The sequence below is a fragment of the Trichloromonas sp. genome (genome assembly GCF_034006665.1).
GTDB lineage: Bacteria > Desulfobacterota > Desulfuromonadia > Desulfuromonadales > Trichloromonadaceae > Trichloromonas.
The window spans coordinates 1-26692 of record NZ_JAVESI010000048.1 but is presented as its reverse complement, the minus strand read 5'-3'; the positions used below and the strand labels follow the sequence as shown (position 1 = coordinate 26692).

General features: G+C 59.5%; 30 protein-coding genes. 15 read left to right on the top strand and 15 right to left on the bottom strand.

Annotation, left to right across the window (positions count from 1 at the left end):
• Positions 1-125: 125 nt before the first annotated feature.
• Together RBR25_RS15010 and RBR25_RS15005 are read left to right on the top strand one after the other, a co-directional pair.
• Positions 126-1034: a PEP-CTERM sorting domain-containing protein gene (locus RBR25_RS15010; RefSeq protein ID WP_432820368.1), complete on the top strand. Its 909-nt coding sequence runs from the start codon at positions 126-128 to the stop codon at positions 1032-1034.
• Between the two features lie 150 nt (positions 1035-1184).
• Positions 1185-2441: a TIGR03790 family protein gene (locus RBR25_RS15005; RefSeq protein ID WP_432820367.1), complete on the top strand. Its 1257-nt coding sequence runs from the start codon at positions 1185-1187 to the stop codon at positions 2439-2441.
• 3 nt (positions 2442-2444) lie between these two features.
• On the opposite strand, the gene RBR25_RS15000 is transcribed toward RBR25_RS15005, so the two are convergent.
• Positions 2445-2714, bottom strand: coding sequence for a type II toxin-antitoxin system RelE family toxin (locus RBR25_RS15000; protein ID WP_432820366.1), 270 nt, complete (start codon positions 2712-2714; stop codon positions 2445-2447).
• Entirely contained in the window at positions 2692-2913 is a 222-nt protein-coding gene (locus RBR25_RS14995) for a ribbon-helix-helix protein, CopG family (protein ID WP_432820365.1), read from the bottom strand. Before RBR25_RS14995 ends, RBR25_RS15000 begins: the two co-directional genes overlap by 23 nt.
• Positions 2914-3167: 254 nt before the next feature.
• Between RBR25_RS14995 and wecB the strand changes: the two genes are divergently transcribed.
• The 11 genes from wecB to RBR25_RS14940 all read left to right on the top strand — a co-directional run bounded on the left by wecB (position 3168) and on the right by RBR25_RS14940 (position 16080).
• Positions 3168-4274: a non-hydrolyzing UDP-N-acetylglucosamine 2-epimerase gene (gene wecB / locus RBR25_RS14990; protein WP_432820364.1), complete on the top strand. Its 1107-nt coding sequence runs from the start codon at positions 3168-3170 to the stop codon at positions 4272-4274.
• Positions 4275-4335: 61 nt separating this feature from the next.
• Positions 4336-5751, top strand: coding sequence for a mannose-1-phosphate guanylyltransferase/mannose-6-phosphate isomerase (locus tag RBR25_RS14985; protein ID WP_432820363.1), 1416 nt, complete (start codon positions 4336-4338; stop codon positions 5749-5751).
• Between the two features lie 13 nt (positions 5752-5764).
• On the top strand, positions 5765-7117 hold the full coding sequence (locus tag RBR25_RS14980) for a phosphomannomutase (RefSeq protein ID WP_432820362.1): 1353 nt from the start codon (positions 5765-5767) through the stop codon (positions 7115-7117).
• A 252-nt stretch (positions 7118-7369) separates the two neighbouring features.
• Complete coding sequence (xrtA, locus tag RBR25_RS14975) at positions 7370-8209, top strand: exosortase A (protein ID WP_432820361.1); 840 nt, start codon at positions 7370-7372, stop codon at positions 8207-8209.
• Positions 8206-8835: an exosortase C-terminal domain/associated protein EpsI gene (locus RBR25_RS14970; RefSeq protein WP_432820360.1), complete on the top strand. Its 630-nt coding sequence runs from the start codon at positions 8206-8208 to the stop codon at positions 8833-8835. The genes xrtA and RBR25_RS14970 overlap by 4 nt, the downstream gene beginning before the upstream one ends.
• Before the next feature lie 34 nt (positions 8836-8869).
• Complete coding sequence (gene prsK / locus RBR25_RS14965; RefSeq protein ID WP_432820359.1) at positions 8870-10924, top strand: XrtA/PEP-CTERM system histidine kinase PrsK; 2055 nt, start codon at positions 8870-8872, stop codon at positions 10922-10924.
• Between the two features lie 31 nt (positions 10925-10955).
• A complete protein-coding gene (gene prsR, locus RBR25_RS14960) occupies positions 10956-12326 on the top strand; it encodes a PEP-CTERM-box response regulator transcription factor (RefSeq protein ID WP_432820358.1) in 1371 nt (456 codons plus the stop codon).
• A gap of 266 nt (positions 12327-12592) precedes the next feature.
• On the top strand, positions 12593-13771 hold the full coding sequence (mltA, locus tag RBR25_RS14955; RefSeq protein WP_432820357.1) for a murein transglycosylase A: 1179 nt from the start codon (positions 12593-12595) through the stop codon (positions 13769-13771).
• A gap of 60 nt (positions 13772-13831) precedes the next feature.
• The gene (locus tag RBR25_RS14950) at positions 13832-14032 is read left to right on the top strand and encodes a hypothetical protein (RefSeq protein ID WP_432820356.1); all 201 of its coding nucleotides are present in this window, start codon (positions 13832-13834) and stop codon (positions 14030-14032) included.
• Between the two features lie 26 nt (positions 14033-14058).
• On the top strand, positions 14059-15687 hold the full coding sequence (locus RBR25_RS14945) for a LysM peptidoglycan-binding domain-containing protein (protein WP_432820355.1): 1629 nt from the start codon (positions 14059-14061) through the stop codon (positions 15685-15687).
• 54 nt (positions 15688-15741) lie between these two features.
• Positions 15742-16080: a hypothetical protein gene (locus tag RBR25_RS14940; RefSeq protein ID WP_432820354.1), complete on the top strand. Its 339-nt coding sequence runs from the start codon at positions 15742-15744 to the stop codon at positions 16078-16080.
• 232 nt (positions 16081-16312) lie between these two features.
• On the opposite strand, the gene RBR25_RS14935 is transcribed toward RBR25_RS14940, so the two are convergent.
• The 5 genes from RBR25_RS14935 to tnpA form a co-directional block, all read right to left on the bottom strand.
• Entirely contained in the window at positions 16313-16870 is a 558-nt protein-coding gene (locus RBR25_RS14935; RefSeq protein WP_432820353.1) for a YeeE/YedE thiosulfate transporter family protein, read from the bottom strand.
• Between the two features lie 3 nt (positions 16871-16873).
• Positions 16874-17389, bottom strand: a complete 516-nt coding sequence (locus tag RBR25_RS14930; protein ID WP_432820352.1) for a YeeE/YedE thiosulfate transporter family protein — start codon at positions 17387-17389, stop codon at positions 16874-16876.
• Between the two features lie 9 nt (positions 17390-17398).
• Positions 17399-18817: an MBL fold metallo-hydrolase gene (locus RBR25_RS14925; protein WP_432820351.1), complete on the bottom strand. Its 1419-nt coding sequence runs from the start codon at positions 18815-18817 to the stop codon at positions 17399-17401.
• Between the two features lie 119 nt (positions 18818-18936).
• Positions 18937-20355, bottom strand: a complete 1419-nt coding sequence (locus RBR25_RS14920) for an RNA-guided endonuclease InsQ/TnpB family protein (RefSeq protein ID WP_432820350.1) — start codon at positions 20353-20355, stop codon at positions 18937-18939.
• Between the two features lie 22 nt (positions 20356-20377).
• Entirely contained in the window at positions 20378-20776 is a 399-nt protein-coding gene (tnpA, locus tag RBR25_RS14915) for an IS200/IS605 family transposase (protein WP_432820349.1), read from the bottom strand.
• 275 nt (positions 20777-21051) lie between these two features.
• On the opposite strand from tnpA, the gene RBR25_RS14910 reads away from it, so the two are divergent.
• Positions 21052-21297 carry a YheU family protein gene (locus RBR25_RS14910; RefSeq protein WP_432820348.1) on the top strand — a complete coding sequence of 82 codons (246 nt, stop codon included), beginning with the start codon at positions 21052-21054 and terminating at the stop codon, positions 21295-21297.
• Between the two features lie 14 nt (positions 21298-21311).
• On the top strand, positions 21312-22157 hold the full coding sequence (locus RBR25_RS14905; RefSeq protein WP_432820347.1) for a methyltransferase domain-containing protein: 846 nt from the start codon (positions 21312-21314) through the stop codon (positions 22155-22157).
• Between the two features lie 31 nt (positions 22158-22188).
• Here the strand turns inward: RBR25_RS14905 and RBR25_RS14900 are convergent, their stop codons facing one another.
• From RBR25_RS14900 to RBR25_RS14865, 8 genes are all read right to left on the bottom strand, one after another.
• Complete coding sequence (locus RBR25_RS14900; protein ID WP_432820346.1) at positions 22189-22878, bottom strand: RluA family pseudouridine synthase; 690 nt, start codon at positions 22876-22878, stop codon at positions 22189-22191.
• 56 nt (positions 22879-22934) lie between these two features.
• Positions 22935-23339, bottom strand: a complete 405-nt coding sequence (locus tag RBR25_RS14895) for a UPF0158 family protein (RefSeq protein WP_432820345.1) — start codon at positions 23337-23339, stop codon at positions 22935-22937.
• Positions 23340-23388: 49 nt separating this feature from the next.
• The gene (locus RBR25_RS14890; protein WP_432820344.1) at positions 23389-23862 is read right to left on the bottom strand and encodes a phosphate-starvation-inducible PsiE family protein; all 474 of its coding nucleotides are present in this window, start codon (positions 23860-23862) and stop codon (positions 23389-23391) included.
• A 20-nt stretch (positions 23863-23882) separates the two neighbouring features.
• Entirely contained in the window at positions 23883-24644 is a 762-nt protein-coding gene (locus tag RBR25_RS14885; RefSeq protein WP_432820343.1) for a SagB/ThcOx family dehydrogenase, read from the bottom strand.
• A 56-nt stretch (positions 24645-24700) separates the two neighbouring features.
• The gene (locus RBR25_RS14880; RefSeq protein ID WP_432820342.1) at positions 24701-24964 is read right to left on the bottom strand and encodes a Txe/YoeB family addiction module toxin; all 264 of its coding nucleotides are present in this window, start codon (positions 24962-24964) and stop codon (positions 24701-24703) included.
• Positions 24961-25203, bottom strand: coding sequence for a type II toxin-antitoxin system Phd/YefM family antitoxin (locus RBR25_RS14875; RefSeq protein ID WP_432820341.1), 243 nt, complete (start codon positions 25201-25203; stop codon positions 24961-24963). The genes RBR25_RS14880 and RBR25_RS14875 overlap by 4 nt, the downstream gene beginning before the upstream one ends.
• Before the next feature lie 214 nt (positions 25204-25417).
• The gene (locus RBR25_RS14870; protein ID WP_432820340.1) at positions 25418-25795 is read right to left on the bottom strand and encodes a helix-turn-helix domain-containing protein; all 378 of its coding nucleotides are present in this window, start codon (positions 25793-25795) and stop codon (positions 25418-25420) included.
• Positions 25796-25810: 15 nt separating this feature from the next.
• Positions 25811-26104, bottom strand: coding sequence for a type II toxin-antitoxin system HigB family toxin (locus tag RBR25_RS14865; protein ID WP_432820339.1), 294 nt, complete (start codon positions 26102-26104; stop codon positions 25811-25813).
• Positions 26105-26692 lie beyond the last annotated feature (588 nt).

Genomic DNA, 26692 nt, shown 5'->3' with positions numbered 1-26692 from the left:
CAAAGATCGTCGCATGTAGCGGAACCCAGGAGGCCGTTTTTAGTTCACGCCACAATTCATGCCCCCGAATTCGCCCCTCAGAAAGGGGAAACCCGAGGTACGGGGGAAGAGCTCACGGATTCAGGATGAAAAAAACAATCTCTTTGTGTGTGATGCTTGCGGCGCTACTTTTCTGCGCCCGGGCCGCTGATGCGTTTCCGGCGTCCTATCTCCAGTCCGGCTGGGTGGATCTGGATAAGTACTGGTATTTCGATCAAGGGTGGACTTCCGATCAGACTAAGATGTTCGAAAAAAATCTTTACTTTGAAAAAAGTATTAATGAACCTCCGGATAAGTGGAAATGGGATCCAGACGAAATATGGACGAATCATGAAGTCGATCTTGATTTGAATAATGATTCGGTCATTGATTCCGGTTGGGTTTCGGCCACGGACCTATCCTGCTGGATGGCTTCTGCTGCCGCAATGCTTTCGCATCAGCTGAATCTCGTCGCCCGGGAAATATACGATGAAATGCTTGGCTGGGCTACTGCAGAGGACACTACATTTTGGTGGACCGAAGGGAACTGGACCCATATCGCCTTGCAGGAATATCTGAAAAGGCACGATCTGACCAAAGACTATTACGTAAAGCCTTACAGTACCTACAGCTTCCCGGGAAATCTCGGCTGGATCAATAACTCCTATGATTTTGCCAAGCGGCAATTATACGAACATGAAACGGTTGGGTTGGGATTCTTTCCAGTTGTTGGTGGAACTCTTGGTCATGCAGTGACGTTCTGGGGCTGGAACGAAACATCGCTGATCCTGGCGGATTCGGACAGGTATCCTTGGGATATCAACAGCTATGTTTCCGGGATGACAAATGATCACTGGTATCTGGATTACCTTGATCCGGATCCCCCGATCTTCGATAGGGAAGTTCGCTATCTGGTTGTACTTGCCCCGGTTCCGGAACCGGAAACCTGGCTGCTCTTGGCTTTCGGCCTAGCGGTTCTGAGCTTTTCACAGCGAAGAAAAACAAAGGCTCGATAAGATCTGCCTCGAAAACCGGAAATGGTATCGCCAGGGCCAGGTCATTTCGATCTGGCCTTTTTTATTTCATTGCGAGATTGTTTACTTGTTTAGTCTGGATAGGGGCGAGAAACCGGTTCCGGACAAACGCCGGACCTGATGCGGGGGTGGATGATTGACGTGAAAAAAATAGTTCTGTTACTTTGCCTGTTGCTGCCTGTGTCCGCCTCGGCCCTGGAACCGGAGGAGGTGGCGGTGGTGGCCAACCGCTTTGTCGAGGGGAGCGTCGATCTGGCCCGCTACTACATGGAGAAGCGCGGAATCCCCAAGGAGAACCTGATCCGCATCCGCACGACGGATAAGGAGTTCTGCTCGCGGGAGATGTACGAGGACGAGATCGCCGCGCCGGTGCGGGAGTTCCTGAGCAAGCGGCGTGACGGCGCAATGATTCGCGCCCTGGTGACGATGCAGGGAGTGCCGCTGCGGGTCGATCCGCCGGAACCGAGCCGGGAAGGGCAGGCCCGGCTCAAGGAGCTGAAGGAGGAAAAGGCCGATCTGTGGAAGCGGCTGAAGCAAGCCGAGAAAGAGAAGAGCGCCGAACTCGCCGCGCTCAATGCCGCCTTTGCCGCGTTGGAGAAACAGATGGGGGTGCTGGAACAGAAAGGGGCGCGGGCGGCGGTCGATTCGGAGTTGGCGCTGGTGCTCGCTGACGACTACCCCCTGGACGGCTGGGTGCTCAATCCCTTTTTTCTCGGCGTCAAGAACCGGAAAGGGCCGGTGGCCAAGGATGAGGTGCTGTTCGTTTCGCGATTGGACGCCCCGACGGAGGCGATCGTCAAGCGCATCATCGACGACAGCCTGGCGACGGAAGCGGAGGGGCTGAAAGGGACGGCCTATTTCGATGCCCGCTGGAAACGGCCGGAGAAAAACCCGGACAGCGGCTACGCTTTTTACGACAACTCCATTCACCGTGCGGCGGCGCGGGTGACCGCCGCCCAGCGGTTGCCAGTGGTCGTCGACGACAAGCAGGCCCTCTTCCAGTCGGGCCAGGCTCCCGGCGCGGCACTTTACTGCGGCTGGTACAGCCTGTCGCGCTACGTCGATGCCTTCGACTGGCAACGGGGAGCGGTCGGCTACCACATCGCCAGCGGCGAATGCGGCACCCTGCGTACCGGTTCGAGCCAGGCCTGGTGCAAACGCATGCTCGAAGATGGGGTGGCGGCGACCCTGGGACCAGTGGGCGAGCCCTACGTGCAGGCCTTCCCGCCGCCGGAAATCTTCTTCGCCCTGCTCCTCGACGGCTCATACACCCTAGTGGAGACCTATTTCCTGAGCCTGCCTTCGCTTAGTTGGCAGATGGTGCTGGTTGGGGATCCCCTCTATCGGCCGTTTCCGAGGCCGGGATCGCGTTTTTTGGGAAATCCTTGAGGGTTACTGGGGTGGGGTTCCCCGGTAGGCTTCTTTCCGTTGCGCGACCCGCAGAACCAGCACGATGATCTCGGTTTCGTTGATTTCGTAAATGATCCGGTAGTCCCCCACCCGGATGCGACGCAGTCCGGAGAAGTCGCCCTTGAGCAATTTGCCCACGTGGGGGTTTTCCGCCAACTGGTCGATGGCTGAAATCAACCGTTCGCGGACCGGCTTGGCCAGGCGTTGAAGCTCCTTAAGCGCGGTTTTTTTAATCTTCAGCGAGTAGGGCACGTCGTGCCTCCTGCCAGTCGACGGTTTCATCGGACGGGTCGCGCAGACGTTCGATCGCCAAGGCAATGTCATTGAAATCTTCAAGATAGGTTTCAATGGCCTGGCGGATGATGTCGGCTCGCGTTCGGTTCAGGGCGTTCGCTGCGCGGTCAAGGGCATTGACGGTATCTTCGGGAATGCGCGCCGTGATTTGTGTCATGGGATTTCCTTTCTGGCTGTCGTTGACTTCTGCTGACATTATAAGAGTCCGATCCGCTGTCGGCAACGGGCTTTTGATGCCGATGCCGAAAAGGCTTGCCAACCAGTTACGGTGCTTTCCTCGTCTTATCTTTTTTTGCGAAGGCCTCTTCGGTTTCGGTGGATGCTTGCGTCTTTCATGGACAAAAAGCTTCCCAGTCTTTAAACTTCCCTTTATCGACGAAAACCGATTGATATTCCGGCAAGGAGGATCCAGTGAAAATCATCAACGTGGTTGGCGCTCGGCCGAACTTCATGAAAATGGCCCCGATCATCGAGGCTATGAACCGATATCCCGAGAAAATCCGCCACCTTCTGGTGCATACCGGGCAGCATTACGACGAAAGGATGAGTCAGTCCTTCTTCGTCGACCTCGGCATGCCCAAGCCGGATATCAACCTGGAGGTCGGCAGCGGCTCCCACGCCGAGCAGACGGCGCGGATTATGGTCGAGTTCGAAAAGGTCTGCCTGCAAGAGAAGCCCGATCTGGTTCTTGTCGTCGGCGACGTCAATTCGACCATGGCCTGTACCATCACCGCCAAGAAGCTGGGGATCCAGGTTGCCCATGTCGAAGCCGGGCTGCGTTCCCGGGATATGTCCATGCCCGAGGAGATCAACCGCCTCTGCACCGACGTCCTTTGCGACTATCTCTTCACCACCGACCATTTTGCCGACGAGAACCTGGCCGCCGAGGGGGTGCCTGCCGACAAGATTTTCTTCGTCGGCAACGTCATGATCGACACCCTGCTCAAGCACCGGGCGCTGGCCTCGACCCTCGATCTGAGCCGCAAGCTGGGCCTGACTCCCCAGGGCTACGCGACCTTGACCATGCACCGTCCCGGCAATGTCGACGACAAACGGGTGCTGACCGGCATTCTCGAAGCGCTGGCGGAGATCGCGAAGGATCTGCCCATCGTCTTTCCCATCCATCCCCGGACGAAAAAGATGGCTGAACAGTTTGGTCTCGGGCATTTTTTCAACAGCGGCGCGAAGGTCGAAGGCATCTGGATCACCGAGCCGTTGGGCTATCTGGAATTTCTCCATCTCAACATGAATGCGAAACTGGTCCTCACCGATAGTGGTGGTTTGCAGGAAGAGACCACGGTTCTCGGCGTTCCCTGCATCACCATGCGCCCCAACACCGAGCGCCCCATCACCTGTGAGGTCGGCTCGAACATCATGGTCGGCAACGACAAGACCAGGATTTTGGAAGAGGCGCGCAAAATTTTAAACGGTGAAATCCCCCAGGGACGGAGCCCGGAGAAGTGGGACGGCCACGCGGCGGAGCGGATTGTCGATGTTCTGGTTCAGAAGCTGGGCTGAAAAGAACGGTCTAATGCTGTCCAGGGAAGACACGAAAAGGTTTTTAAAGGAGTTGTCGTCAATGATCGTGCCGGTGATTTTGTCGGGAGGGGCGGGGACGCGGTTGTGGCCGCTTTCCCGGGAGCTTTATCCGAAGCAGTTGCTGCCCCTGGTTGGGGAGCGGACGATGTTGCAGGAGACCCTTTGCCGGTTGGCGGGGACTCCCGACCTGGCGGCGCCGCTGGTGGTCTGCAACGAAAGTCATCGCTTTATGGTCGCCGAGCAGCTGCGGGCCATCGGCCAAATCCCTTCGGCCATCATCCTTGAACCGGTCGGGCGCAATACCGCCCCGGCGGTGGCGGTGGCGGCGATTCGCGCCCTGGCCGAGGGCGACGATCCGCTGCTTCTGGTGCTGCCGGCGGATCACGTTATCCGTGACGCCGAGGCGCTGCGCCGGGCCGTGGCTTTGGCGGCTACGGAAGCAGGGCAGGGGCGGCTGATGACCTTCGGCATTGTGCCGACCGGTCCCGAGACGGGCTACGGCTACATCCGTCGGGGCGCACCGCTGGATGAAGCGGCCGATGCCTACGCCGTCGCCGCTTTCGTCGAAAAACCGGCGCCGGCGAAGGCCCGGGCCTACGTTGAGTCCGGGGAGTATTACTGGAACAGCGGTATGTTTCTCTTTCGCGCTTCCGACTATCTGCGTCAGCTTGAAAGGTTTGAGCCGGCGATGGTCGCCTGTTGCCGGGAGGCCGTGGAGCGGGCGGCGGTCGATCTCGACTTTTTGCGTCTCGACGCCGAGGCCTTCGCCGCCTGTCCGGGAAATTCCGTCGACTATGCATTGATGGAGAAGACCGCCGACGCGGCGGTGGTGCCCCTCGATGCCGGCTGGAGCGACGTCGGTTCCTGGTCGGCCCTGTGGGAAGTAGGGGCGCGGGATGGCGACGGCAATGTCAGCCACGGCGATGTGCTTGCCCACGCCAGCCGCGATTGTTATCTGTATGCCGGAAGCCGCTTGCTGGCGACGGTGGGGGTAGAGAATCTGGTGGTGGTGGAGACTGCCGATGCGGTGCTGGTGGCGGCCAAGGAACAGGTGCAGGAGGTCAAGGAGATCGTCGCCCGGCTCAAGGAGCAGAAGCGCGGCGAAGCTCTGCTCCACCGGTGTGTCAATCGCCCCTGGGGGAGCTACGAATGCATCGGCGAGGCCCCCCGCTATCAGGTGAAAAGGATTGTCGTCGCCCCCGGCGCGGCCCTCTCCCTGCAACGTCATCACCATCGCGCCGAGCATTGGGTGGTGGTCAGGGGGACGGCGCGCATCACTTGTGGTGAAAAAATCTTCTTGCTCACCGAGAACCAGTCGACCTACATCCCCCTCGGCGAGACCCATCGCCTGGAGAACCCCGGCAAGATTCCCCTGGAGTTGATTGAGGTCCAGTCGGGAAGCTATCTGGGAGAAGACGACATCGAACGCTTCGAGGATACCTACGGAAGAGCCTGAGGAGACGAGTCAAGTGCAACTGAACTGCTTCAAAGCCTATGACATCCGGGGGCGGATCCCCGATGAACTGAACGACGACGTGGCTTACCGCATCGGCCGGGCCTATGCCCAGTTTCTGAAACCCGGCAAGGTGATTGTCGGCCGCGACGTGCGCCTTTCCAGCGCCGGTCTCTGCGCGGCCCTGACCCGGGGGCTGACCGAGGGCGGCGCCGATGTGGTCGACATCGGCCTATGCGGCACCGAGGAGGTCTATTTCGCCACCTTCTACAGCCGCGCCGACGGCGGCATCATGGTTACCGCCAGCCATAATCCCATGGATTACAACGGCATGAAGCTGGTGCGCGAAGGCAGCCGGCCGATCAGCGGCGACAGCGGCCTGCACGAAATTCGCCGCCTGGCGGAGGCGGGGGATTTTCTTCCGGCGGAAAGAACCGGTACGGTCGAAGCCATGGATATGAAAGTTCCCTATATCCGCCACCTGCTCGGCTATATCGATGCCACCCGGTTGCGCCTCCTGAAGATCGTGGTTAATGCCGGCAATGGCTGTGCCGGTCCGGTCATTGATCTGCTGGAGAAGCAGCTTCCTTGCGAGGTCTTCAAGATCTGCCACGAACCGGACGGCACCTTCCCCAACGGCATCCCCAACCCGCTCTTGCCGGAGAATCGCGACATCACCAGCCAGGCGGTGCTGGAGCACGGCGCGGCCTTGGGTATTGCCTGGGACGGCGACTTTGACCGCTGCTTTCTGTTCGATGAGCAGGGGCGGTTCATCGAGGGCTATTACATCGTCGGTCTGCTCGCTGAGGCCTTTCTCGCCCGCGAACCGGGGGCGAAAATCATCCACGACCCGCGCCTGACCTGGAATACCATCGACATGGTAGAGGCGGCCGGCGGGGTGCCGGTGCAGAGCAAGACCGGCCATGCCTTCATCAAGGAACGGATGCGCCATGAAGACGCCGTTTATGGCGGCGAGATGAGTGCCCATCACTATTTCCGGGACTTCGCTTATTGCGACAGCGGCATGATCCCTTGGCTGCTGGTGCTTGAACTGATGTGCCGCAAGCGCAAGCTGCTCTCCGAACTCGTTGGTGAGCGGATGGCAAAGTTTCCCGCCAGCGGCGAGATCAACCGGGCATTGGCCGATCCGCAAGGCGCCCTGGCCCGGGTCGAGGCGGCTTACGCCTCTTTGGCTCCGGCCATCGACCGCACCGACGGCCTGAGTATGGAGTTTCCCGAGTGGCGCTTCAACCTGCGCTCCTCCAACACCGAACAGGTTCTGCGTCTCAACGTCGAATCCCGGGGGAATCAGGTGCTGATGGAGGCGAAAACCGCCGAGATACTGGCACTTGTGGATGCTCAAGAGTGAAAAAAACATGTCCACGGAAAGCACGGAAGACACGGAAAGAAACCTAAAGGTCAAAGGCTTGGTTTTGGACAGGATAAAGGCGGATAACTGCCTGCGGATAGAACCGGATAAATCTTTGGGGGTTGGGATTTTAACATCAGATTTTACCCGCTCTTATCCCGTCAAAAAAGATTTTCAATATTTTGTCCGTGCTTTCCGTGTCTTCCGTGGACCAAAAAGATTTTGTCTTACATCGCCTAGGGGGGAGCATAGATGATATTTCAGGATGGTTTGCGGGAAAACCGCTGGTATCTGTTGGCGCTGCTACCGTTGTTGGCGCTGACCTACTGGACGGTGGTGCCGGGGATGGTTTCCGATTGGAATAACGACCCCAACTATTCCCACGGCTTTCTGGTGCCGCTGATCGCCGGATATTTCGCCTGGCAGAAGTGGCCGGAGCTGAAGGAGATGCCGGTGCGGCCGAGCAACGCCGGACTCTTGGTGATCATCGCCAGCCTGTTGCTGTTGATCTTCGGGTTCGCCGGAACCGAGTATTTTACCATGCGGTCATCGCTGGTCTTCCTGCTCGGCGGCATCATCCTCTTCTGGTTCGGCTGGGCGGTCTTCAAGGGGCTTTTGCTGCCTGTCGGTTTTCTCCTCTTCATGGTGCCGCTTCCCTACATTGTCTACGACGCCATGGCCTTTCCCCTCAAGCTGCTGGTCGCCAAATTTTCCGTGGCCGCTCTCAAGTTCATGGGCATCGCCGTGCTGCGCGAAGGAAACATCATCATGTTTCCCCAGACCGTATTGGAGGTGGCCGATGCCTGCAGCGGGCTGCGCTCCCTCATGTCGCTTCTGGCCCTGGCCGTGGCCTATGCGGTCTTCTCCCAGAAATCCCACCTGATGCGGGTGATCATGGTTCTTTCGGCGGTGCCCATTGCCATCGCCACTAACATGTTCCGGGTCATCGTCACCGGCGTGCTGGCCCAGTATTACGGGGCGGCGGCGGCCGAGGGCTTTTTTCACGAATTCGCCGGCCTGGCAGTCTTCGCCCTGGCCATGGTTCTGCTCTTTCTGCTGGGAGCACTCTTGCGTAAGGTGGGGCCGGCATGAACAAGATGCGTTTTTTCGTCGTTTATCTCCTGTTGATCCTGGCCGCGCTTTTCGTCGCCTTTCATGAGGATGTGGAAGTGCCGGTGGCGCGGCCCCTTGAAGAAATTCCCCTGCGTCTTGCCGGGTGGACGAAGACCGGAGAAACCCGTTTCAGTGACGCGGTGTTGAAGGGACTGCGTCCCACCGATTATCTCTACCGGGTTTATGCCGACGACGCGCGCCGTTCCGTCTCCCTCTACCTCGGTTATCACGGTGGCGGGCCGGAGAGCGGGCCGATCCATTCGCCCAAGCATTGTCTTCCCGGCAGCGGCTGGCTGAATATTTCCGAACAGAGCAAGACGCTGAATATTGGTGACGACGACGTCCACTTGGTGGAGGCGGTCTACCAGAACGGCGCGCAGCGGGAGCTCTTTTTGTACTGGTTTCAGGTCAAGGGGAGGACGCTGACCAGCGAATATGCCCTAAAACTGGCGGAAATCACCCATTCGATCCTGCACAACCGTCGGGATTCCACCTTCGTGCGGGTTTCCGTTCCTTACCGGGAGGGGGATCTCGGCGCCCTAGAGGCCGGCGAGCGTTTCGTACGGGATTTTTATCCCCATATCAAAGCGGTTCTGCCGAAGTAGGGGGCGAACCCTTGAATCTCGTTTTCTTGATCCCATGCAGATGATTTTTTCCATTCTCGCGATTTTACTGACTGTCGGCTACGGTGCCTATCTGCTCGCCCACCGGCCGCGCCGTCTTTCCTCCTTCGTTCTGGCAGGGGGGCTGCTGGCCTGCGTGGTTCTGGAGTTCTGCGACCTGCGGGTGTTGCTCGACCCGGAAGGACTGCAATTCTGGAAGCGGGGCGCGCTTCTGGCCGAATCCGTTCTCCCCGGGTTCTGGCTGCTTTTCGCCCTGGTCTTTTCCCGGACCGGCGGCTGGCGCGAGATGTCCCGGCTGTCGCGGCTGTTGCTCCTCGCTACTCTGGCCTTTCCTCTGGCAGCCCTGTTGCTGCCGACCTCGGCGATTTTTTATTCTCCCGACTTCGCCGAGGAAAAGATGCTCTTCCTCGGCTCGGCCGGCTATTTTTTCTATGTGGCACTCATGGTCTGTCTGGTTGTGGCCCTAGCGCAACTGGAGCGCACCTTGGTGGCTCTGCCTCGTCCCGACCGCTGGCGCATCAAGTTCGAGGTCATGGGCGCCAGTGTGTTGCTGGCCGTGCTGGTCATCTATTACAGTCAGGCGCTGCTCTATCGCTCGTTGGATATGAACCTGCTGCCGGTGCGTTCCTTAAGTCTCGCCTTGGGAGTCGGGCTGATGGCCTTCAGCCGTCTGCGCCGGGGCGAAGCCGTACGCATCCGGGTTTCGCGGGAAATCGCCTATCGTTCGGTGGTGCTTTTGGCGGTCGGCTTTTACCTGATTCTGCTCGGGATCTTCGGCGCCGGTATGCGTTATCTGCATCTTTCGGGCAATCGATCCTTTTTCGTCGGTCTCGCGGTTCTGGCTGGCTTCGCTCTGGTCATGCTGCTTCTTTCCGAGCGCATCCGGCGGCGCATCCGGGTACTGTTGCATAAGAATTTCTATCAGCAGAAATACGATTACCGGAACGAGTGGCTGCAATTCACCAGCAAACTGGTTGGTGCTCGCAGCCGCGAGGAGTTGGAAAAAGGGGTGCTGGAGTTCTACGCCGAAACCTTTTCCCTGCGCGGCGCGGCCCTCTTTCTTCGCGATCGGGAGGGCGGGTGCTTTCGCTGTTCCGCCTGCTTTGAAAATGAGGCGGCCGAGCTGTGCTTCGAGGCAGACCATCCCTTGCTGGCTCGCATGGTTGGGCAGGATTGGGTGATCGATCTGGGGGAAGAGGATGAGTCCCTGCTCGTTGGAGACTGGGCGCGGCTGCGCGCCATGGGCGCTTCTCTGCTTGTGCCGCTGCGCTTCGAGAATACGCTGGAAGGATTCATCGTGCTTGGCCGGCGGATTTACCAGCAGGAGCGGCTGACCTACGAGGATTTCGATCTGATGAAGATCCTCGCCCATCAGACCATCGGCGTGCTGCTCAGCCGCAAGCTCTACGCCGACCTGGCGGCGGCTCATGAGATGGCCGCCATCGGCCGGGTCTCCACTTTCGTCATCCATGACCTGAAAAATCTGGTTTCGGGACTGGCTCTGGTAGTGGACAACGCCCGGGATTACATTGATGATCCCGAATTTCGTGGCGATATGTTTGAAACCTTGGAACATACCGTGGATAATATGAAGAACCTGATCGCCCGCCTGCAGAACGTCAAGCATCGTCCCCAGATCGAGAGCGTCCCCTGCGATCTGCTGGAGGTGGCCAGAGAGGGTGCCGCCTTGGCCGGTGCCGCCGACGTGGACATAAGCGGAGAGCCGGTTTCGGTGTGGGGGGATGCGGCAGAGTTGATCAAGGTCGTGGTTAATCTGTTGCACAATGCCCGCGAAGCCGCCGCCGGCCACCCTCCCCGTATCGAGGTGGGTTGCGCGGGGCAGGCCTTCTTGCGGGTGGTCGATCAGGGCTGCGGCATGAGCGAGGAATTTATCCGCACCCGGCTTTTTCAGCCCTTTGAAACGACCAAAAAGAAAGGGATGGGCATCGGCCTCTATCAGTGCCGCCAAGTCATCGAGGGACACGGTGGCCGCATCGAGGTGCACAGTGCGCCGGGCGAAGGGTCGGTATTTACCGTCTGGCTGCCGACGCAAGCGGCGGTGGCAGGCTGACGTTTCGGAGATGTTTTAAGCAGGAGGACGGGTGGAAAAACTGCTGATCGTGGACGACAGCGCGGAGATTCGCAAGCAGCTCAAATGGGGGCTGGGCAAGCATTTCGAGGTGCTGCTCGCCGAGGATGTGAATGAGGCTCTACGCCTGTTCGAGGCGCACGGACCCAAGGTTCTGACCCTTGATCTCGGTCTGCCCCCCGACGCCGATGGCGCGAGCGAAGGGTTGCGCTGCCTGGAAATGGTTCTGGGGCGCCATCCCGAAACCAAGGTTATCGTCCTTTCCGGCAATGAGGACCGGGCCAACGCGCTGACGGCGGTGCGGTTGGGCGCCTATGATTTTTACCGCAAACCCATCGACCTGGCCGAACTGAAGATCATTCTCGATCGCGCCTTCCATCTGGCCGCCCTGGAAGAGGAAAACCGCCGACTGCAATCCGCCTCCCAGCAACGTCCGGGAGGGATGCACGGTATCTTCGGCCAATGTCCGGAGATGGAGGAGATCTTCACCACCATCCGCAAGATTGCCTCGGCGGATATCCCGGTACTGGTGCTGGGGGAAAACGGCACCGGCAAGGAGTTGGTGGCGCGAGCCATTCATGCTCAGAGCTTGCGGAAGAGCGGACCTTTTATCCCCATCAACTGCGGCGCCATCCCCGAAAATCTGCTGGAGGCGGAACTCTTCGGCCACGAAAAGGGGGCCTTCACCGGGGCTGCGAACCGGGTGCAGGGAAAGGTGGAGTACGCCCACGGCGGCACCCTCTTTCTCGACGAGATCGGCGAACTGCCTCTGCCTCTGCAGGTTAAGCTGCTGCGTTTCCTTCAGGAAAAGACCATTCAGCGGGTCGGTGGTCGAGAGAATATCGAAATCAACACCCGCATCGTTGCCGCCACCAACGTCGATATTGAAAAGGCCATCCGCGAGGGGCGTTTCCGCGAGGATCTCTACTACCGCATCAGCGTGATCTCCCTTCGCCTTCCTCCCCTGCGTGACCGGGGGGAGGATATCCGTCTTCTGGCGAATCTCTTCTTGAGTCGCTACACCAACGATTTCGGCAAGAAGATCAAGGGCTTCGGCCCCGCTGCCGAGACCGCCATGCGCGCCTACGCCTGGCCGGGGAATGTGCGCGAACTGGAAAACAAGATCAAACGGGCCATTCTCCTCGCCGATTCTCCCCTGCTCTCCCCTGACGATCTCGGTTTCGGCGGCCATGACCGGTTCGCCGATCCGGACGCTGCGCCGCCGACCCTCAAGGAGGCCCGGGATCGCCTGGAAAGGGACATGCTGGTTGCGGCTCTGAAACGTCACGGCGGCAATGTGGTCAAAGCTTCGGATGAACTCGGGGTCAGCCGACCGACCTTCTACGATCTCATGAAAAAGCACGAGGTGCAGAACGACGGCTGATATACAACGTTCTGCGCGGTCTTCCCTCGGCTCTGTCGCGGCAAAATGCTTGTCGCGAGGGAACCTTCGTCCGCTATGAACAGGATTTTGCCCGATTGTCCTTTCCGCTGCGTTGCGTTTGTTCCGCATGCAAAAAGCGGTTGGCCCCGCCAGTGCCCTACCTCGCGCCTTTCCCCTCCGGAACCCCGATCCTCCATCTTTGTAAAGGACATTGTGTCACCATGAACGGCCACACTTCCCGTCTGTTTTGCTCCGTCCGGGTTTTCTTGCTCTTATTCCTATTGCTTCCCGCCTGCGCTCCCCGCCCGGCCGTGCCGCCTCCCCCCCCGGTCACGCCGCCGCCGGCAGTCGAGGTTCCGCCACCGGTGGAAGTGCCGCCGGAGGCTCCCCCGGTCGAAACGTTCACGGCGGTTTCCTGGGGGGAGGTCGCCGGCTGGGAGGGAGACGATCCGGCCCAGGCCCTCGACCCCCTGCTGAAGAGCTGCCGGGTGCTGAAACAGCGGGAGGGGTGGGCGGAGGTCTGTGCCGAGGCCGCGACTCTGGATGGAGCGGATCGGGAGACCCTGCGCCGGTTTTTTGAAAACCGTTTCGTTCCCTGGCGGATTCGGGATGCTGAAGGGGGTGAGACCGGCACCGTCACCGGCTATTACGTGCCCGATGTGCGCGGCAGCCGCGTCCCCTCGCCCCAATATCCCTATCCCCTGTACGGTGTTCCCGACGATCTGCTGGTTGTCGACCTGCGGGCGGTTTATCCCGAGCTGAAGGATTACCGGCTGCGCGGCCGTCTGGAGGGGCGCAAGGTGGTGCCTTACTGGACGCGCGGCGATATTGACGCCGGCCAAAGACGTCCGGCCGCGAAGATCCTCTTCTATGTCGCCGACCCGGTGGAGCTCTTCTTCCTGCATATCCAGGGCTCGGGACGCATCGTGCTGGAGAACGGTGAGCGGGTGATGGTCAATTATGGCGACCAGAACGGCCATCCCTACCGCTCCATCGGCAAACTGCTCATTGAGCGTGGCGCCATGACCCGCGACCAGATGTCCATGCAGAACATCAAAAACTGGGCACGGCAAAACCCCGAGCAGGTGAAGGCCCTGCTGGCTGAGAATCCCAGCTACGTCTTTTTCGTCGAACGTCCCGGCTCTCTCGAAAATCCCCCCGGGGCCCTCGGCGTGCCGCTCACCCCGGGGCGCAGCCTGGCGGTAGACCCCAGAACCATCCCCTTGGGGGCTCCGGTCTTTCTTGACACCACCTGGCCCTCAAGCAGCGAGCCTTTGCAACGGCTGATGCTCGCGCAGGATACCGGTGGGGCGATCAAGGGGAAGATTCGCGGTGATTTTTTCTGGGGGATGGGGGACGAAGCGGGATTCCAGGCGGGGCGGATGAAGCAGAAGGGGAGGTTCTGGCTGCTTCTGCCCCAGGGGGTCGCACCGCCGGCCCCCTGAGGTCCTTTTTTACGTAAAGAAGCGCAGGGCGGAACAGCGCGATACTTGGAGTCAATTCTCATGAAATTTGACTGTGGTAAAAGCAACACAGTGGTGTGGCAAAAAAGCTTGCCTTGTGTGGCTTTTATGGTTAAAGTGTCGCTTATTTTCTTGGGGGCGTATTTCGCGCCGCTGAAACTGACAGGCCGCGATGCCGTGCCATTAGGCCGGCCAGCTTCCTCTGCCGCCCATGATTCAAGGCGACTGGAAGCGTTAACGTAGGAATCCTGTAAAATTTTTAGGATGACATGATGCTTCGATTCTTGCCGATCCTGTTTGTGCTGCTCCTGTTGTGCCCTTCTTCGCTTCTCGCCGCATCGAAAACCTCCGGAACCCAAGCCGCCAAGGCGGCCTATAAGGTTCGCCAGGGGGACACCCTCTCCGGAATCGCCCAGAAATCCCGCCTGACCGTGGCGGAACTCAAGCGCCTCAACAATCTCTCCAGCGACAAGCTCAAGTTGGGCCAGGTTCTGGTCGTCTCCAAATCTTCCGGATCGGCCAAAGCCGCGAAGGGGACTGCGTCCACCAGCAAGGCTTCGGTGGCGAACTCATCCGCTACGTATAAGGTCAAACAGGGGGACACCCTCTCCGGAATCGCGCAGAAAGCCAAGATCTCCGTGGCCGAACTGAAGCGGCTGAATCATCTTTCCAGCAACAATCTCAAGCTGGGCCAGGTTCTGGTCGTCTCCAAATCTTCCGGATCGGCCAAAGCCGCGAAGGGGACTGCGTCCGCCGGCAAGGCTTCGGTGGCGAACTCCTCCGCTACGTATAAGGTCAAGCAGGGGGATACCCTCTCCGCAATCGCTCAGAAAGCCAAGATCTCCGTCGCCGAACTGAAGCGGCTGAATAAGCTTTCCAGCAACAATCTCAAGCTGGGCCAGGTTCTGGTTGTCTCCAACTCTTCCGGATCGGCCAAAGCCGCGAAAGGGACGGCGTCCACCGGCAAGGCTTCGGTGGCGAACTCGTCCGCTACGTACAAGGTCAAACAGGGGGATACCCTCTCCGAAATCGCTCAGAAAGCCAAGATCTCCGTGGCCGAACTGAAGCGGCTGAATCATCTTTCCAGCAACAACCTCAAGTTGGGCCAGGTTCTGGCCGTTTCCAAAAAAGTGTCGGGCTCGACGGAAGAGACCGTTGCGGTCAAGATGCAAACCCTGACCCACAAGGTGAAAAAAGGGGACACCCTTTACGAGATTGCCAAAAAGAAAAAGATCTCCGTGGCTGAACTCAAGCGTTTGAACAAACTTTCCGGCAACAATCTCAAGTTGGGTCAGGTTCTGGTCGTCGGCACCAAGCCGGTCGCTGTTGAAAAGCCGGTCCTAGCCAAGACCCCTTCCACAGGGAAAAGCGCTATTGTTCGTGAGTTGACCCGCGATATCCTGGTCGATGCCAATGCCTCCATCTTCGAGAAGACTGCCCTGAGCTTTCTCAATACCCCCTATCGCTTCGGTGGAAACGGCAAAAATGGTATCGACTGTTCCGCCTTTGTGCAAAAGGTGTTCGGCGAGTTCAATCTGAAACTGCCCCGCACCGCCCGCGAGCAATATACTTTGGGAACCCGGGTGCCCAAAGGGGATCTCCAGCTGGGGGATCTGATTTTCTTCCAGACCTACGCCAAATTTCCCTCCCACGTCGGCATTTATCTCGGAGATAACAAGATGATTCACGCTTCGAGTCGCAATCGCGGGGTCGTCGTCTCAAGTATCAATTCCAACTACTTCCGCAAGCGCTACATCGGTGCAAAACGCCTTGGGTTGTCATTGGACGAGGACGGAACTGATTTCGACGAGCTGGTCCGGCAGTTGCGGATGGATGTCGCCGACGATATTGAGGACGGAACCGAGGAAGGGGCGCTGCTCGGCGCCGGAAACGGTTAAGCGGAATTCTCCCAAGGCCAGGCATTACCTGGCCTTCGTTATTTCGGAGGGCTGATGGAAATCGATCTTGAACTGCTCGACTATCTTTGTCACAAAGGTGTCCACTACATCGAGGCGGCGGTAAAAGGGCATCAGCACCTGCCGCGTACCGTGGTCGGCGTCGGTATCTTTCTCCTTGACCAGGACGGCAATGTCGACTTGCTCACCGCCAAGCAGCGTGTTACTTTTGATACCTTTCTCAAACCCCTCCTTTTTGATGTTCCCTGCCTCGGGCCGACCGGCACCGGCGACTGTCGGGGGAACGGCCGCATTGAACCCGAACTGCTGCTGAAAGGCTACCGCGACAACGAACTGCTCTGCGGACGTTGCCGGCGGGAACTGGTCATTTCTTAGCTGCTGTCTTTAGCTTTCTCCCTTCGTTCCCCCTCCTTTTTCCCGTTTCCGTAACCGCTTGACCGCCATCTCTCCCACCGCCCGCTGTCGGGTCACATAGACGGTACATCGACCGTAGCTCGCGGGCCACCGCTGCGGTTCGTCAATTTGCGCAGGGGCCCTTTCTTTCGGCGAAGACGAAGCCCCGTTCCAGAAAACTGTCCTCACCGCCGGCAGCAGGGCCGCCTCAGGATCAGAGCCCGGCCCCTTCGAGAACAGCCAGGAGGGAGATGAGAATGACGGCCAGGGGAATGATGATCCGCCAGTGATTCATCTTGAAGAATTCGGGGAAGGTCAGGGGGCCGAAATCCCCCTTGGGAAGCATGACCCGGGCTACCCAGGGGAAGGCGTGGGCATAGAGCCCGGCGCCGATGAGGATGCCGACCAGCCCGCCGATGAGGGCGTCGAGTTTGCCTTGGGCGACAGCGGCGGTGATGGTGCCGGGACAGTAGCCGACCACGGCGAAGCCGACGCCGAAGATCAGTCCGCCGACCAGGGTCATCCCCAGGGAACCGGGTTTGGGATGAAGCTGGGCCAGCCCCAGGTCCCGCAGCAGATGCACGCCGATCATGCCGGTGACTATGGCCGTGACCATGATCTTGATGACGGTGAAATCCTGAAAAAGCAGCTGACCGATGATCACGTCGTACTCGGTGACATTCCCCTTCTGTAGCAGAAAACCGAAGAGAAAACCGATGCCCAAGCCGGCGGCCATCTGCAGGGGCTTGTTGCCGTGGATTTTTGTCAGCATGGCTTATCCCCCGTAGAGCAGAAAGGCGACCGCGGCGCCGGCGGCGAAAAAGGTGCAGACTGCCAGCCAGCCGCTCACTGCCAGCTGCAGGGTGCCGCTGATGCCGTGGCCGCTGGTGCAGCCCCCGGCCCAGCGGGCGCCGAAGCCGAGAAAGATGCCGCCGATCAGGGCGGTGAGCAGGCGCCATACGGGATTTCCGCCGAAGGCGGCGGCCCAGCGGGAAGGCACCCACTCCAGGTGCAATTCCCCGGAAAGGGCGGCCGAGGTGAAGGAGCCGAAGACGATGCCCAAAACCAGCATCCATTCCCAGTCGATTTCCGGAAGGAACTGGCGGTAGTAGGGCATCTCCCGCACCTGGCGGCCCCGGTACATTTCTTCAAGCATGCCGCTGGTGCGGACGAAGGCGGTGGAACAGCCGATGGGCTTGTCGGAGAGGACGAAGGCCGCGCAGGAAACCAGGCCGATACCGAGGCCGACCACATAGGGGGACCATTCCGTCATGGCTAAAAGTTCGAACATGGCGTCTCCCTATTTGCCGAGGAAGCGGGGTCCGTGTGGGACCACGCAGAGAGGACATTCCGGGGCGAACCCGGCAGCGTTGAAGCCGGTCATGCCCCCCGCCACGTTCCAGATCCGGGTGAAGCCCTGGCGCTTGAGCAGGCTGGCGGCGAGGCTGGAGCGGTGGCCGGTGCTGCACACCAGAGCGATGTCGCGGTTCGGGTCGAGTTCCCGGTGCCGGGTGCGCAACTCGGGGGCGGGTATGTGCAGCGCCCCGTCCACGTGGACCGCGCCGAATTCTCCCGCAGCGCGGACATCCACCAACGTCAGGCCGTCGCCGCAAGTGATGCGCTGCTGGAGTTCGGGTGCCGAAAGCAGGGGCACATGGTCGGTGGCGAAACCCGCTTTGGCCCATTCGAACATACCGCCTGCAAGATAGCCGACGACCTGGTCGACGCCGACCCGGCGCAGCAAGACCGCCGCCTCGGCGGCTTCGGCGTCGTCGTTGGTGATCAGCAGAATGTTTTTGTCGGGAGGGAGCACCCAACCGGCGAAGGTCGAGAAATTGCCGCCCTTGTCGATGTGGTAGGCACCCGGCACATGCTGGCCGCTGAAGGCGGTGTAGCTGCGGATGTCGAGCACCACCACATCCTGTTCAGCCATCTTTTCGCGGAAAGGTTTCGGCGCCAGCGGTTCGGGCATCGGCAGGGTCCAGACCAGGGCCGGCCCCCGGCGGTTGATGTCGCTGCAGCGGGAAAAATGGTCGGGCGCTTCGGGCATGTCGGTGGTCAGCGAGGCAATGAACGTGTCGCGGTCGGCCATCGTCAGGGCGCTGTTGTAGAGCTTTTCGTAGCCGACGGTGCTGGTGCGCTTGGCGCCCATCGCCCGGCCGCAGAGAGAACCGGCGCCGTGGGCGGGATAGACCTCGCAGAAGGGGGGCAAATCGAGCAGTTTCTCGTGCAGGGAACCATAGAGTTTGCCCGCCAGTTCCAGAGCGATGCCGGGGAAGAGGTCGGGGCGGCCGACGTCCCCGACAAAGAGGGTGTCGCCGCAGAAGATCGCGACCGCCTCCGGTCCCCGGGCGCGGTCGCGCACCACATAGGTGATGTGTTCGGGGGTGTGCCCCGGGGTTTCCAGCACGCTGATTTCGAGATCCTCGATACGGAAACGGTCTCCCTCGGCCACCGCCTGGTGAGGACAGGCGCAGTGGGCCGACTTGGGCATGACGATCACGGCGCCCGTCGCCTCGGCCAGATCGAGATATCCCGAGACGAAGTCGGCGTGCAAGTGGGTTTGCAGAATGTGGGTGATTTTCATCTCCATGGCGGCGGCGGCTTCCAGGTAGATGCCGATGTCACGGCGGGGATCGATGATGGCGCAGGTCGCGGCGCTGCCGAGCAGATAGGAACTGTGGGCCAGTCCGGGAACGAAGAACTGCTGGACGAACACGTTGAATCCTCCTTGTTCCATGAGGGATGAAAATTTTCAAGATGTCCGTAAGTATGTCAGTGACCTTCTCCCGGCATTGAAATACCGGGCATCTTGAGTTTGAATCGAAGGGTTGTGGCTCATGCGCCAACTCCGGTGGGGAGATGGACGCCGGTTTCGCCTTCCCCGGCAGGTTTCCCATCCGGGGTGCTTCTTCGCCTCGTCGATGCGAGAGAACGACGCTTCGCGGAACGCTCCAAAGCCTTTCGGCTCGTCGGGCCGGCTTGCGTCGGTCCCGGCTTCGCGCTCTCTACGTCTGAGGACATCCGGCCCGGATGCCCGAGAGTGTCGCTGATTGTTCCGAAGGCGATCTTCTGAACGATATTGGCCGATACATGGTCCCGATCCCCTGTCAACCCGCAGGCGGGACAGTGGTGGCGGCGGTCGCTGAGTTTCTTCGGCACCGAGGCGCCGCAGAGGCAGGTCTGGCTGTTGCCGCCGATCCCCTCCCGACGGTTCGATGTTGGAATGTAGCGTTCGCCCAGACGGGATTTCAGCAACAGTTTCTGGTTGCCGATGGCCCGGTCGGATGCGGCTTTCGCCAGCCGCCGATTGCGAATCATAAACTGCAGCCCGTGTTCCTCGACCGCCACCCGGTGGTAACGGGAGGCGAGGTGGGCCGCGGTCTTCTTGTGGTGGTGATCGCGAACGTTGAACACGCGGGTGTGAAGTTTCGCCACCACCCGGATCTGTTTCTGCATCCGGTGGGAATAGGGAACCTCCCGCAGGGTGGCGGGAACGGGAAGACCCGCTTTTTTGTCCAATTCGTACCGCCGCTTCCGGGCTTCGAACTGGCGGGAGAATTTCTTCTGCTCGGTCCGCAGGCGCTTGCGGGCGTTCTCGAAGGCCCGCGGCGGATCGAACGTCTCCCCGTGGGAGGTAGTCAGCAGGGCCGAGATTCCGGGATCGATCCCGACGTCTTCGGAGGACACAGCGGGGCGGTACTGGTCCTTGGCCTGAATCATGGCGACCACCACCACCCACCAGTGACCTTGCATCCATTTGACGGTCACGGTCTTTTTCAGGCCACGCACCTTGCGATGATCCCGCAGGGGGAAGACGCCGAGGCCGGAGAGAATCACCCGGCCGGAACGCAGTCGAGCGCCGGTGCCGTATTGGGGGAAGGTGAACGACCGGTACTTTTTCCGGTTGATGAATCCCGGTGGGTTCACGTTGGGACGGCCCTCGGCGAGAGCTTCGAAGAAACGCCGGTACCCTTCGTCCACACGACAAGCGATGTTCTGCATGACCTGGCTGTGCAGCCGCTCCCACCGGGGATCGTGCTTCGCGTACAGACTGACCGCCTCGTACTGATCCGCACGGGAGAGGTATTCCGGCGCGAGTCCGGCCCGCTTCCGGTCTTTGCAGAATTCGCGGTTGTGACGCCGGTCGTCGACCAGGCGGTTGCGCAGGGCGTGGCAGGCGTCCAGATACGCATGCAGACGTGCGGACTCCGCCGGCGTGACATCCAATCGGAAGCGGTAAGACCGCGCCTCCATCGGATGCTTCGGCTTCCGGGTCCTAGTCTTTCTGCTTCTGGTTGTCGATGTATCGGCGGACGACATCGGCGCTCATATCTCCCAAGGTGCCCACATAGTAGCTCGGATTCCAGAGGTGGCTCCCCATGCGTTTCTTGAGTGCGGGAACCGACCGCAGCAGGCGCAACGCCGAAATCCCCTTGACCCATTTGGCGATTTGCGAGATCGGCACATGGGGCGGCGCGGAAACGAACAAATGGACATGATCGGCGTCCGTTTCCAGGTTGGATATCGTAAAGCCTTTCTCGGCGGCGATCTCGCCGATAATGGCCTTGAGGCGGCTATCCACCTCCCCTGTCAGAACCTTGCGACGATACTTGGTGCAGAAAACGAGGTGGTAGCCGACCTTGAATACTACGGTGCGATGATGAGTCGTTTCCATGTGTAGATAGTACGACGAATCGGCACAAGAAGTCAACAACCAAGAGCTGAACATGCTGGCGCATGGTACGCTTTCATCCCTTCTTTGAAAAGGAAGGAATTCCCGCTTTGGTTCTTAAATCTCTTTTTGGCAATGTCGTGGGAATTGGCGGAGCCGGTTGGCGGATAAGTTCTTGCCGGGAAAGACGATCCGGGGCAGGATGGGCACAGAATCCGCAACGCGTCCGCAGGAGCGGATGTTGCCGGGGGCGGAATCAGACAAAACGAGGTGATTGTATGTCAGGGGAAACGCCGGATGAAAGGCAGGAGGCGGGGATCGAGATTCCCTTTGTGCGTATCGATCCCGAGACGCTGCGGAGGATGATCGAGGAATTCGTCACCCGCGACGGCGCGGATTGGGGCGAGGCCGGCTGCACCCTAGAGGACAAGGTGCGGCAGGTGCTGCGGCAGCTGCGGGACGGGGAGGTCAAGGTCGTTTATGACCAACGGACCCAAACGGCTAATCTTGTTTCCTGTGGTTGAACATCGAGGAAGTGATGAACGAAAAAATCTATTGGTTCGATGCGCAGGTCGCCCGCCGGGTGCTCGACGCCCTGGCGCGGGGTGCGGCAACCGTCGATATTTCCGTTGATCTGAACCGCTCCAATACGACCTTTGCCCTGGCCGATGACTCCCTGCTGCTGGACGCGGACCAGCGACTGACCGGCGAAGAGTTGCGGCGGATTGCGCGCAAGGAACAGCGGATTTTTGTTCTGGAAAATGGCGAATTGGATGTGCTCGAAGCGCGGGACGAGGGCTATTGCAAACTCGTTCCGACGGAGCAGGCGCCGTTGCTGGAAATCAGCGGCGTGAAAATGCACATCGCCAAGGGCATCAACCCTTTTGAAAGCGCCGGGAAGATGGCGGCGCAGGTGGTGAAGCCCGGCGATCGGGTGCTGGATACTTGCTCCGGACTCGGTTACGCGGCCTTGGCGGCCCTGCGGCTTGGGGCGCGGGAGGTGGTTTCGGTCGAACTGAGCGCCACGGTCATTGAGCTGCGCCGCAGAAATCCCTGGTCCCAGGAGATTTACCATCCTTCCGTCACCTTGGTCCAGGCCGACATCGGGGAGTATATCGGCGGACTCGCAGCGGAATCCTTTGACGCGATCATCCACGACCCGCCTCGCTTTTCCCTCGCCGGCGAACTCTACGGCGAGCGCTTTTACCAGGAACTTTACCGGGTGTTGAAGCGCGGCGGCGCCCTCTTTCACTACACCGGCAATCCCTACAAAGTCAAACGCGGCGACAGTTTCATGGAGCAGGCCGGCAAACGGCTCGGCGCCGCGGGCTTCGGCAGGGTGGTGAAGGTCGAAGAACTCATGGGCCTGCGGGCCGTTAAATAACTGAACAGCGAAAGGCCGATCACCCCCGGTGTCATCGCTCGCTTTCGTTTTCCTTGAGTCCCGGCGGAACGAAGGGGCCGACCAGTTGGCTGAAGCGCTGGGGAATCGGGGTCTCGAACTGCAGGCGAGTGTGGTTCACCGGGTGGGTGAAGGATAACGACCAGGCGTGCAGCGCCAGATGGGCATGGGCCGGGCGATCTTGCGCGTATTTTCTGTCGCCGACCAGGGGATGCCCCTGTTCCGCGAAGTGGACGCGAATCTGATGTTTGCGGCCGGTGAGCAGGTGGACTTGCAGCAGGCTGAGTCCGTTGCGCTCTTTCACCAGGGTATAGGCCGTGTGCGACAGCTTGCCCTGGCTCGGGTCGGAGGTGGAGTAGACCGCGAAGGCGGCGTTTTCGGCGAGATAGCTGCTGATGGTTCCCCGCGGCGGGCTGACGTGTCCAAAGACCACGGCCAGATAGAGTTTGCTGGTGTCGTCCCAGTTTCCTTGCAGAGCCAGTTTGGCCGGTTCGCTCTTGGCGAAAAGCAGGATGCCGGAGGTGTCGCGGTCGAGGCGATGGACGATATAGACCCGGTTGCGGGACTTGGGGTTGCCCTTGCGCACGTAGTCGTTGAGGATCGAATGCACGGTGCGGGATTTGTCCCGCTCGGTCCCCATGGTCAAAAGGCCGCAGGGTTTGTCCACCACGAGAATGTCCGCATCCTCGTAAAGCAGCGTCACCCCTTTGGGCCGATGTGTCGGGGCCGGAAGCCTCGAACCTGTCGGTTTCCGCCCGCTCACGACATCAGCCCCTGGGCCAGGCACCATTGCTTGAGCAGTGCCTCCATTTGCTGCATTTCGAAGATCTGCCAGTTGTCCAGCAAATGCCGGCGGCGCAGCAGATCCTTGACGTTGCGGAAGGCGCCGGGGCGATTGAAGAAGCCCTCGACCCGCGCCAGTTCCGCCGGGCAGTTGTCGCGGATGAACTCCAGCACCAGCGGTTTGCCCGGATCGAGTTCCTGCCGGTGCGGGATGCTCAGGTAGTCGGGGTCGGTGTCCGCCCCGGCCGGACATTCATCGAACCCCGCCTTGAGCGAAGCAAGAAAGACCTTGCCGCTGGGCCGGTGCACCAAGGCCCGCCGTTCGCCGAGCGGGGCGTCGCTGATAAAGTGAAAGGCATCGTCGATGGCATCGTAAGACATGAGGGCTCCGTGGGGCGCTTGAGGCAAAAGAAAATTTTTCCGAACCTGTCTAGTCCGGCCGGTTTTTCGACAGCAGCCAGTAGGTGATGCCGAGGGCCAGGACCACCGCCGCGATGCCGAGGACGTAATCGGGGCCGATTTTTTCCAGGTCGAGAACGATAACCTTTCGGGCGATGGCCATGAGCGCCGTGGCCACCACCAAGCGGATGGGGACGACGTTGGTGCCGAGATAGAGGCGGATGTTGATGAAGATTTCGATGGCGATCAGAACCGCCATGAAGGCGCCGAAGGTGGCGAAGATGTCGTTGATGTTCAGCAGCAGATAGGGCGGACTGAGCAGACGCTGGTAGAGGACGTAGATTACGTCGCCGATGCCCCAGATGATGACCAACACCATGAGCACGGCCAGCACCCGGACGGCGGCGCGGATGATCCGGTGGAGAGCGCGGATCAGGGGGTCTTCGTGCTGCTCCGGTAGCTCTTCGTGGATGGTTTCGTGCTGGTCTTCGTGCTCCATTTTCATCGTCGTGCCTCATCGGCCGGTCAACGGATCTTGCCCACCGGCGCCAGGTAGATGGTGAATTCTTCGGCGCCGTCGACCCCGAGCAGGTCGTCGGCCAGTTCCTGATCGTAGGCGGCGATGGCGCAGGTGCCGGCGCCGACGGCCGCGCAAGCGAGATAAAGATTCTGGCAGAGATGACCGGCGTCGAGGGCGATGACCTTGTAGGAGGCTTCGGCGTAGCGCCATTCGGTGCGTTCGGGCAGGGCGGTCCAGAAAAAGGTGACCGCCGCCTCCCCAGCAAAGCCCTGCCCCCGAGCGGCGGCGACGACCCGGCCCGAAAGCAGGTCGGGTGTCTTTTCCAGGACCAGGGCGTGGTCAAGGGGGAGGTAACGGTAGAGACCGGGCTCCAGCCCCTCGACCCGGAAAATCGCCAGGTAGGTTTCAAAGGGGTGGCGGCAACCGGCGGAAGGGACGGTGCGCAAAACCGCCGCGTCGTGCAGCCGGGCGCGCACCCCTTGCGTGCTCCAGAAGAGAAAGGCCAGCTCGTCCCGGCTGAGCGGCCGCGCCGTGAAACGGCGGCGGCTTTCCCGCCGGGCGATGGCTTCCTCTAAATCGCAGGGAGGAATCGACCAGCTTTCCCGGTCAGGTAGGGGGATGAGCGTCGCCCCTCCCGGCACCGGCTTCTGCACCGGCGGCGGGGCGCTCCCCCGGGATTGGGCCGTACCCCGCCAGTCTACTTCCATACGGATCCGGTCGGTGAGAAAGTGGCGTCCCGTGCTTTGGCTGATGGATGGCTTGCTCATGACGGAATCCCGTAAGATGGAGGATGGAAAGTTGCGCTTTCGTGCTTTTCCGGCCCTTATCCGTAGTGCGTCCACATCCGCAGGACTTTCACCATACGAATATCAGCGAGAACCTGGTAGACCAGTCGATGCTGGATAGTGATGCGTCTCGAATAAGCGCTCGCCAGGTCGCCGACGAGCTTTTCGTAGGGTGGCGGATTTTGCAAGGGATTCTCCGCGAGGAGGTCGAGCAGTTGCTTCGCTTTCGATTTCAACCCGGAAGCGGAAAGCTTCCTGGCATCTTTCTGGGCCTGCTTGGTGTAGACCAGTTTCCAACTCACCAGTTCAATTCCTCATCGCACTCTTCCACCGGCGTCTTCATGCCGTCGATGATGGACTCCTTCATGCCGGGAACGGAATGCAGATAGAGGGTCTCTTGCACGGCGCGCCAATCATCCTCGGCAATCAGCACGGCGCTGTTGCGCTTGCCGGTGATCTGGATAGGCTCGTGCGATTCGGCTACGTCATCGAGGAGTTTGTAGAGAAGTTTTCTCGCTTCGGTCGCTGTGATCGTGGGCATGTTCGCCTCCCTTACGTACGTAAAATCGTACGTTAATGGCGGGGTATTGTCAACCAGCAAACGGCAACGCCGCTCAGGGGCTTAAAACCCTGAAGCGGCGTCTTGACGGGTACGGGTTGGGGGCGGATCCTATTCAGGCGGCTTGACCTTTCGCAGCAACTCTTCGAGGGGATCGGTGCCCTTGGCTAAACACTGCTTGAGGGCGTCATTGCTGTCAAGCCCCGTCTTTGAGCGTGGGATAGGGTTGGATAAGAACTTCCGCCGGTATGCCAAGTCCGCTATGAAGATTTCGGATCATCTCCATGGTTAATGGACGCTTTCGGTTAAGCACCTCGGACACACGGGCGCGGCTGCCGATATGAGGTTCAAGGTCGCGGCGCGAAAGGCCCCGGCTTTCCATATGATACAGGATGGCCTCGATCGGGTCGGGCAGGGGGATGCTGTAATGCTTTTCTTCGTAGGCGTCGACAAGAGTCGACAGGACCTCAAGCCTGTCCCCTTCCCGCGTATCCGGCGCGGCGTCGAACAGCCGTTCAATCTCTTCAAGAGCAGCCTGATAATCGGCCTCGTTTTTTATGGGTTTGATTTCCATCTATAAGTTCTCCGTTCAGATCGTTCTTGCGTCGATTTTGTCATAGTCCCGATGGGTGCCGACAAAGCGGATATAGAGCAGGCTATGAGCGTACTGGATGGCTACGATAATCCGGTAAGAGTTCCCCTTGATGTTGAAGACGACTCGGTTGTCGGCCAGAAAGCTGGCATTGCGGTAAACATTTTTGATGTCCGCCGGTGAATGCCATTCGGCATGTTTAGCATCGTCATACCATGCCTGTAATGGTTGTCGCGCATCTGGGTGCTGGTCCCAAAATTCTCGGAGGGTTTTACGGGAGATGATGCGCATAGATGTAATTATACCCATGGTCCCATGGTGGGAGCAAGTATTGTTTTGCTTTAAGTGGAGTTGTTGCCCCGAAATGACAGTTCCCGGAAACTGGTTCACGGCCCCCCGTTTTGCTTTAAAAAATTGCACTCAGCCTTCATGGAAAGCCTTTTCATGAGCCTTACGCGACTGCGGCAGCGGAAACCGACCACCACGCGACCTTGAGTATGCTGACACCGGAACTTGTGCGTCGATAAATCAGAAACTTGTGTCGAAAAAGCTTACATATTAAAAACTCAAAAAAGGGCACAAAAACACTGATTTTTCTGAATTTTCACCAAAATCAAATAAGGATTTTCATAAATTCTGTCGGAAAATTTAACATCCGTTAGCAACAATTTGTTAATTAATATAGAAAACCAAATAATATCAAACGATTAGAAAAAGGAACAGGTTTTGCTTTCTGCTGCTAAACCCTAATAAATGATGCCACCGCAAAAAGAGAAGATCCGACAAATAGTTTAAATCATTAGATTATTTGCAATTTTTTTCTTGCGCCGGGACGTAATCTATGGTATATTCCTCAACAATTCCAATGCCTTGCGAGGG

What these genes read in the sequence shown, in the direction of transcription:
- RBR25_RS15010 (WP_432820368.1), top strand. Translation starts at nt 126, where the DNA reads ATGAAAAAAACAATCTCTTTGTGTGTGATGCTTGCGGCGCTACTTTTC.
- RBR25_RS15005 (WP_432820367.1), top strand. Translation starts at nt 1,185, where the DNA reads ATGATTGACGTGAAAAAAATAGTTCTGTTACTTTGCCTGTTGCTGCCT.
- RBR25_RS14995 (WP_432820365.1), bottom strand. Translation starts at nt 2,913, where the DNA reads ATGACACAAATCACGGCGCGCATTCCCGAAGATACCGTCAATGCCCTT.
- RBR25_RS14985 (WP_432820363.1), top strand. Translation starts at nt 4,336, where the DNA reads ATGATCGTGCCGGTGATTTTGTCGGGAGGGGCGGGGACGCGGTTGTGG.
- xrtA (WP_432820361.1), top strand. Translation starts at nt 7,370, where the DNA reads ATGATATTTCAGGATGGTTTGCGGGAAAACCGCTGGTATCTGTTGGCG.
- RBR25_RS14970 (WP_432820360.1), top strand. Translation starts at nt 8,206, where the DNA reads ATGAACAAGATGCGTTTTTTCGTCGTTTATCTCCTGTTGATCCTGGCC.
- prsK (WP_432820359.1), top strand. Translation starts at nt 8,870, where the DNA reads ATGCAGATGATTTTTTCCATTCTCGCGATTTTACTGACTGTCGGCTAC.
- RBR25_RS14950 (WP_432820356.1), top strand. Translation starts at nt 13,832, where the DNA reads ATGAAATTTGACTGTGGTAAAAGCAACACAGTGGTGTGGCAAAAAAGC.
- RBR25_RS14945 (WP_432820355.1), top strand. Translation starts at nt 14,059, where the DNA reads ATGATGCTTCGATTCTTGCCGATCCTGTTTGTGCTGCTCCTGTTGTGC.
- RBR25_RS14940 (WP_432820354.1), top strand. Translation starts at nt 15,742, where the DNA reads ATGGAAATCGATCTTGAACTGCTCGACTATCTTTGTCACAAAGGTGTC.
- RBR25_RS14935 (WP_432820353.1), bottom strand. Translation starts at nt 16,870, where the DNA reads ATGCTGACAAAAATCCACGGCAACAAGCCCCTGCAGATGGCCGCCGGC.
- RBR25_RS14930 (WP_432820352.1), bottom strand. Translation starts at nt 17,389, where the DNA reads ATGTTCGAACTTTTAGCCATGACGGAATGGTCCCCCTATGTGGTCGGC.
- RBR25_RS14920 (WP_432820350.1), bottom strand. Translation starts at nt 20,355, where the DNA reads ATGGAGGCGCGGTCTTACCGCTTCCGATTGGATGTCACGCCGGCGGAG.
- tnpA (WP_432820349.1), bottom strand. Translation starts at nt 20,776, where the DNA reads ATGGAAACGACTCATCATCGCACCGTAGTATTCAAGGTCGGCTACCAC.
- RBR25_RS14910 (WP_432820348.1), top strand. Translation starts at nt 21,052, where the DNA reads ATGTCAGGGGAAACGCCGGATGAAAGGCAGGAGGCGGGGATCGAGATT.
- RBR25_RS14905 (WP_432820347.1), top strand. Translation starts at nt 21,312, where the DNA reads ATGAACGAAAAAATCTATTGGTTCGATGCGCAGGTCGCCCGCCGGGTG.
- RBR25_RS14895 (WP_432820345.1), bottom strand. Translation starts at nt 23,339, where the DNA reads ATGTCTTACGATGCCATCGACGATGCCTTTCACTTTATCAGCGACGCC.
- RBR25_RS14890 (WP_432820344.1), bottom strand. Translation starts at nt 23,862, where the DNA reads ATGAAAATGGAGCACGAAGACCAGCACGAAACCATCCACGAAGAGCTA.
- RBR25_RS14885 (WP_432820343.1), bottom strand. Translation starts at nt 24,644, where the DNA reads ATGAGCAAGCCATCCATCAGCCAAAGCACGGGACGCCACTTTCTCACC.
- RBR25_RS14875 (WP_432820341.1), bottom strand. Translation starts at nt 25,203, where the DNA reads ATGCCCACGATCACAGCGACCGAAGCGAGAAAACTTCTCTACAAACTC.
- RBR25_RS14870 (WP_432820340.1), bottom strand. Translation starts at nt 25,795, where the DNA reads ATGGAAATCAAACCCATAAAAAACGAGGCCGATTATCAGGCTGCTCTT.
- RBR25_RS14865 (WP_432820339.1), bottom strand. Translation starts at nt 26,104, where the DNA reads ATGCGCATCATCTCCCGTAAAACCCTCCGAGAATTTTGGGACCAGCAC.